Below are 6,466 nucleotides of genomic sequence, written 5' to 3' on the forward strand. Positions count from 1 at the left end.
CAAATAAAAGGGGTGAATACTATGCAACCTTCTGCTCCACCTCATCTAGAATCTACAGAAACTATCTTTTCAAGCTCTATTACAAAACTTGTTGTTTTTATTTGTTGGCTCGCCATTCTAGCTGACGGATATGATTTAGGTATTTACGGCGCTGTTCTGCCAAAGCTTCTAGAAGACAACAGCTGGGCCCTATCACCAGCTCAAGCTGGAACAATTGCCAGCTATGCTCTATTTGGGATGTTTATTGGCGCTATTCTAGTCGGAACCATTACAGATTTAATTGGACGAAAGTGGACACTTATATGCTGTTTAGCTCTTTTTTCTATCACAATGGGCTTAGCTGCAATTGCTCCTTCTCCTGAATTATTTGGGTTATCTCGATTTATCGGAGGAATCGGATTAGGCGGTGTTATCCCAACGGCTTCAGCACTTACTGTTGAATATTCACCAAAAAAACGGCAATCTTTTATTTACGCTCTTATGTTTACCGGCTATCCTTTAGGTATCGTGTTAGGTGCTATTTTATCCATGTTTATGTTAGAAGATTTCGGATGGAGAATTATGTTTGGCATCGGAATGATTCCGCTACTCCTCGTTCCTTTCATTATTCGTTATTTACCTGAGTCCATTCAATTTTTATTATCACGGAATCGACAAGAAGAAGTGAACAAAATTCTTAATCGCTTTCAAATTGAATTCCATGTAAAAAATGAAATTCCTGAAACACCATCTAATATACAAAAGAAAAATGGATTTCTTACGTTATTCTCAAAAGAATACATAAAAGCAACGCTACTTTTTTGGATTACTTATATAATGGGAATGTTTTTAATCTATGGTTTAAATACTTGGTTACCACAGATGATGCGCCAGGCAGGATATCCTCTTGGATCTAGTTTATCATTTCTACTTATGCTAAATATTACTGCAGCTATCGGCGCATTATTTGCCGGGGCAATTGCCGATCGTATAGGAGCAAAAATTGTTATTAGCATCTCCTATCTTATGGCATCCATATGTATTGGACTGTTAACAATTCAACCATCTGTTACAATCATTTATCTTTTAATTGGTCTTGCTGGAATTGGATCAGTCGGTATTACTCAAATATTAAATGCTTATGTAACACAATACTTCCCATCACATATACGAGCTACCTCCTTAGGATGGGGACTTGGACTTGGCCGAGTTGGTGCGATTGCTGGCCCTATTCTTGTCGGTATTATTATGACAATGCAATATGACTTGGCGTGGAATTTTTACTTATTCTCCTTTGCAGGTCTTATCGCAGCTATATCTGTTTCCTTTATTCCTACAAAATAAAGTGAAACTTTAATCAGTGGTGGGGTGCATCCCCAGCTGATTATTAGCCCACACCAATTAGGCGTTTACGGGCAGTAGGCTCCCACAAATCGCGGGATAAAAAAGAGCACAAATTTATTTGTGCTCTTTTTGGTATACTTCAAACAACATGTTTCTAAATAGTGTATTCAAACTCTCAATATCAATCCCTAATCCCTTTTCAATCCCTTTCACGTATTGCTGATAATAATCAATTTGTTCTTCTAAAAATTGATTTAACACCTGAATTTTCAATCCAACATCTAATTCCGTACCTGCTTTTTTCTTTACTAACAATTTCTCAATCTCATTCAATACACTACGTTCTATAGATAGTTCTGTAATTAATCGGTCAAATTCTACTGGAGGTAATGTCCCTTTCTCTTCTAGCCATTGACAAGCTAAAATAGGACGTAATACATAAAAGTACTTTTTCAACTTTACATTCTCGCCTTGCAAAAATTCACGATAATTTTTTGAAGCCATATGTAAGTAATGATATATCGTTGCCTTTGGATCAAAATTCTTTTCACTCATTTGCTGAAGCTGCTCTGGAAAATTAGAGTTTTTCGAATAAAAAATTGGTGATCGAATCCACTCAAGTAAAGCTGGATTTGACTTCGCAAATAGTTGCAATGCCTTTTTAATATCCCAGCCACTTATATCTAAATCATCACTAATCGGATATTCAATTACATCTCGTTTATCATGAATTGATAAATACCATTCTACTGGATGTATATAAACAAACCTAACATCATAATCACTATCTTTCGATGGAAATCCCCAAGCACGACTCCCTGATTCCACTGCAAATAAAATTTTCACATCATTCTCTTGCTCAATTCTTTCTAGCTCTAATTCAATTTCCCCTCTCATTTCATACCATCCCCATTTTTTGATTATTTCCTTGGAAATTCGACAAATATATTACCAATTTTACTACATACTAAAATAACTGCCAGAAATTTTCTGACAGTTCAATAAATCCTACTTTCTCTTTTCAATTACAGTAGCGGTAATTCGTTCAAACTCTTTTTGAATTTCATCTTTATATGCATCCACTTTTGAAAAATCCATAGCAGCAATATAAATTCGTTCTAATTTATCACGAACTGATTTCGCTTTTGCCAAGAAAGACATCGCCTCATTCATTTTTGCCTTATATTGAATGGAAACGTCACGAATTTCTTTAGCATATTTTTCATCCGTCCCCGGTGTAACAATAAGAGCGTACATATCTATAATCTCATCACCCACGCGACTTGGAAAATATTCATGTGGTGCGGTACTATCAAAAATTGCAAATCCTAATTCTCTTACAATAACCATATCAAGACTATTCGGATCAAATCCGCAATGATATACTTCAACTTCAAACCCTTTTTCTTCTGCTGCCTGCGCTAACTTTTTGAGCATTGTTGATTTTCCAGAGCCAGGGCGTCCTTTTATAAAATAACGATGTGGTAATCCTTCTGTTAAATTAGGAACGAAATCAACTGCTCCTTTCGGTGTAGCAGCTCCTAAAAACCGATGTTTCACAATCGATTGTTTCCCCTTTTTATCTGTAAATAATTTCTGAATCAATTGATCTGTTAGTCCATTTGCTTTGTTAAAATCAATATTATTAATATATATTTTCTCCCACTCATCGTGTATAACTAATGCCTCTTGAAAACATCCGTAAGCAGATTGGAAAGCCTTGCTCGCTTCTGATACAAATCGTTCAATTTCTAACTTCTGCTTTCTTAATTTATCTGAGTCCCAAGCAACTCCTAAATTAATATACTCTTCCACAATCCCTGGCATTTTAGGCTCAATAACATGCGGTGATGTTCCATCAACAATTCCTACTTTTAATTTTGGGATAATCACTCCATCAACTGACTTATTATCAGAAGAACAATGCAAAAGTTCAATATCGTATCCCTTTTCAACCCATTCACGACCTATTGCCTTTATTAAAGAAGATTTCCCAGTTCCTGGACCACCCTTTAAAATAAACAACCTGTCTAGCCCTTTTAAATTCTCTTCGTATAAATTATGAAATCCTCTAGCTGTATTTCCACCAGCATAATAATTCAATACATTACCTGTCACTGCACTCACTCCTTCGCAGCATTCTATTTACATAAGCTACAATATGCGAGCAACCTTATTTGGGTGAATACCTATTTTGTATTGCACTAAAAAAGGAAATGAATTACAATTTAATTATTAAAAAAATCGAAATATTAAAACTGAATATATCTTTATCAAGAGAGGCAGAGGGACCGGCCCTTTGAAGCCCAGCAACCTCAGTTTATACAAACTGAATAGGTGCTAATTCCTGCAAAATGCAATGCATTTTGAAAGATAAAACTTAACCATTGTGTGCAAAACTCATCTTTCTTGATTATGAAAGATGAGTTTTTTATATTTTAAAACATATATTGGAGGTATTTAAAATGAAAGTAATCGACCTATCACAAACATTTGAAAACAATATGTCTCAATTTCCTGGAACACCAAAAATCCAACTAGAAGCAATTACAAACGTTGAAGAGACGGGCTATCAAGTTACAGATTTCCATTCTGTCGTTCATGTAGGTACACATTGCGACGCTCCTGCACATTTCATTTCAGGTGCAACCACTATTGATCAATTACCCCTAAAGCAATTTGTAGGTGAGGCCGTTCTTATCGATGTAACTCATATTCAAGAGAGAAAGTTACCTAAGGAAGTATTGCATAATACCGATATAAAAGAAGATGATATTGTCATTTTCCATCCCAATCTATCTAATAAGTGGAATACAGCAGCTTATGAGAAAGAAGCGTTTTATCTTTCCGAAGAATTAGCTGAAGAACTGGTTCAATTAAAAGTAAAATCAGTCGGTTTAGATTTTATTTCTCCTGATGAGGTAACGACAGAAACATCACCGATTCATCACATATTACTAGGTAATAACATTTACTTAATTGAAAACTTAACAAATCTAGATGCTATTAAAGCGAAACGTTTCTTTTTCTCGGCAGCACCTTTAAAAATTAAAGATAGTGACGGTGCTTTCGCAAGAGCATTCGCTGTTATTTTTTAAACACGCCTACAAAAAAGCAAAGATCATTTTTGACCTTTGCTTTTATATTTTTTATTTAAGTTTAAAAAGAATTGTTCCACTCTTGGGCGTAACCAAGCTAAATAATCTTTATCTTTCTTCTTTGTACAAGCTATCTCTTCTCCATCCACCATTTCGACCAGTTCTAGCTCTAACAATTGCCTCGTAAATGCTACCATATTTACTTCTTCGGTCGGATACTCTTCTTTTAATTTCTCCTCAATTTCTCCCAATAAAAAACCGTCACGCATCATTGCTAGTGCATCAATCCAAAGTGGCGGCATTTCATATGTTTCTCCTGTAATTGTATCTTTTACAATATAATTCAATTTCTCTTTTCGAAATTGAATCGTGTGTAAACATACAGTCGAATTTAATGTTAATTCCATCATACCACCTCTTTCATAATATCCGCATAGAAAAAAGGATGCGCGTGCACCCCTTCTTTTCTTTTCATAACACTACCGAACCGTTACACGAGCTAAAGGCCCTATGTCGATATTTTCCTCCATTATAAACGAAGTGTTTTATAAAAAAAACCCCTCTTGAAACATTTTATAAAATGTTTATATTTACACAACAAGAACACTTTTCTGAAAAGTAATTTCGTCTACTGCACTACACTGTTGGTAAATAAATTTCCACTTTCGTTCCTACACCCATACTACTTTGAATCGCGATACGCCCTTGATGTTCTTCAATAATTTTATATGTAATCATTAGTCCAAGACCTGTACCATTCTCTTTTGTTGTATAAAAAGCTTTTCCGATCTTTTCTATTTTCTCATTTTCTATCCCAAAACCTTGATCTTCAATAGAAATACACAAATTCTCTCCAGCTTTTTTATATGCACGAATCTGAATATCTCCACCCTTTGGCATCGATTCTATTCCATTTTTGATAATGTTTAATAACACTTGTTTTAATTGTTTATCATCACCATTTATAACAGGTAAATTTCCATCTACTTGCAAATGAAATTTCACTTTATATTGAGTCGCATAACTTTCCATTAACTGTACAACATATAAAAGGATTTCCCGTATATTACACCTTTCATAATTTGTGGGTTTCGGTTTTCCTAATAACATCAATTCACTAACAAACTCATTAATTCTCTCAATTTCTTGCAGCATAATCTCATAGCTCAGCGTATCCTCAGGATTTCTTTCCTTTTGAATTTGTGTAAATCCTTTTAAAGCTGTTAATGGATTTCGAATTTCATGAGCAATTGTTGTAGACATAGTCCCAATAACAGCTAAATTTTCGGTCTCTTTCATATTGCTCATCATCTCAACAACTGTTCTTACATAAGACTGGAAACGTTTTAACAGAGAATGTGAAATAATAAAAAAGAATACACATAAAACAAGCGGAATCACAACTTTTATATCTTGCAATATCAACGTGAAAAATACATATTTTCCAATTACACTACAGGAAACGACATAAAAATATTTTCTATTCACGAAAATCGGTGCAAATAAAATTAAAAATATTTCAACCATATTTCCATTTTCAAAAACACGATCACTGTGTAAATAAATCATTAAGTTATTAATAAGGTCAATAAGCATATACCCAATTAAAAATAAATATTTTACAAAATATACATAGCCTTGTTTTCGAAGATATATTGAAATAGGAAACAAAGATATTACTAATATATATACGCCTATTCCCATACCACCTTCTGGCCACCCTATCCTTGCTTCGTTAATATTCATAGCAGGATAAACGAAGTAATAGATAACGTCATATAAAAAGAATATAATATAGAATAATAATATAAATACTTTTAAAGCTTCTCTTTCTTCATAAATCAAGCCCTTGTATTTGTTCATATAAAAACTCCTCTTGATCAATACAAAAATAACATTTCACATGTTATCCCCTTAAATTATACGTATGAAATTGCTTTCAGAGCAATATATAACCTTCTAATACTAAAAGGAAGGAGATACAGCTCCTTCCTTTTTAATCACAATTTATATCCACCTTACCCTATCGTGTAGCAATCCATCTG

6 protein-coding genes and 1 riboswitch are annotated in these 6,466 nt (G+C 33.9%); of the genes, 2 read left to right on the forward strand and 4 right to left on the reverse strand.

The genetic code is table 11. From position 1 onward, the window contains the following. Positions 1 to 21 precede the first annotated feature (21 nt). Positions 22 to 1,323, forward strand: a complete 1,302-nt coding sequence (locus CDB3_RS22845) for an MFS transporter (RefSeq protein ID WP_128856062.1) — start codon at positions 22 to 24, stop codon at positions 1,321 to 1,323. Between the two features lie 114 nt (positions 1,324 to 1,437). Here the strand turns inward: CDB3_RS22845 and CDB3_RS22850 are convergent, their stop codons facing one another. Together CDB3_RS22850 and CDB3_RS22855 are read right to left on the reverse strand one after the other, a co-directional pair. Beyond that, the gene (locus CDB3_RS22850; protein WP_128856063.1) at positions 1,438 to 2,220 is read right to left on the reverse strand and encodes a nucleotidyltransferase domain-containing protein; all 783 of its coding nucleotides are present in this window, start codon (positions 2,218 to 2,220) and stop codon (positions 1,438 to 1,440) included. Positions 2,221 to 2,331: 111 nt separating this feature from the next. After that, positions 2,332 to 3,441, reverse strand: a complete 1,110-nt coding sequence (locus CDB3_RS22855) for a PRK06851 family protein (RefSeq protein WP_128856064.1) — start codon at positions 3,439 to 3,441, stop codon at positions 2,332 to 2,334. Between the two features lie 149 nt (positions 3,442 to 3,590). Further along, positions 3,591 to 3,703: riboswitch (SAM riboswitch) on the forward strand. 85 nt (positions 3,704 to 3,788) lie between these two features. Between CDB3_RS22855 and CDB3_RS22860 the strand changes: the two genes are divergently transcribed. After that, positions 3,789 to 4,421 (forward strand): cyclase family protein, encoded by a 633-nt coding sequence (locus CDB3_RS22860; protein WP_128856065.1) that lies wholly within the window; start codon positions 3,789 to 3,791, stop codon positions 4,419 to 4,421. Between the two features lie 23 nt (positions 4,422 to 4,444). On the opposite strand, the gene CDB3_RS22865 is transcribed toward CDB3_RS22860, so the two are convergent. Together CDB3_RS22865 and CDB3_RS22870 are read right to left on the reverse strand one after the other, a co-directional pair. Beyond that, positions 4,445 to 4,828 carry a hypothetical protein gene (locus CDB3_RS22865; protein WP_097828967.1) on the reverse strand — a complete coding sequence of 128 codons (384 nt, stop codon included), beginning with the start codon at positions 4,826 to 4,828 and terminating at the stop codon, positions 4,445 to 4,447. Between the two features lie 229 nt (positions 4,829 to 5,057). Then, on the reverse strand, positions 5,058 to 6,284 hold the full coding sequence (locus CDB3_RS22870) for an ATP-binding protein (protein WP_128856067.1): 1,227 nt from the start codon (positions 6,282 to 6,284) through the stop codon (positions 5,058 to 5,060). Positions 6,285 to 6,466 lie beyond the last annotated feature (182 nt).

The organism is Bacillus sp. CDB3, from assembly GCF_002081505.1.
GTDB classification, from domain to species: domain Bacteria; phylum Bacillota; class Bacilli; order Bacillales; family Bacillaceae_G; genus Bacillus_A; species Bacillus_A cereus_AT.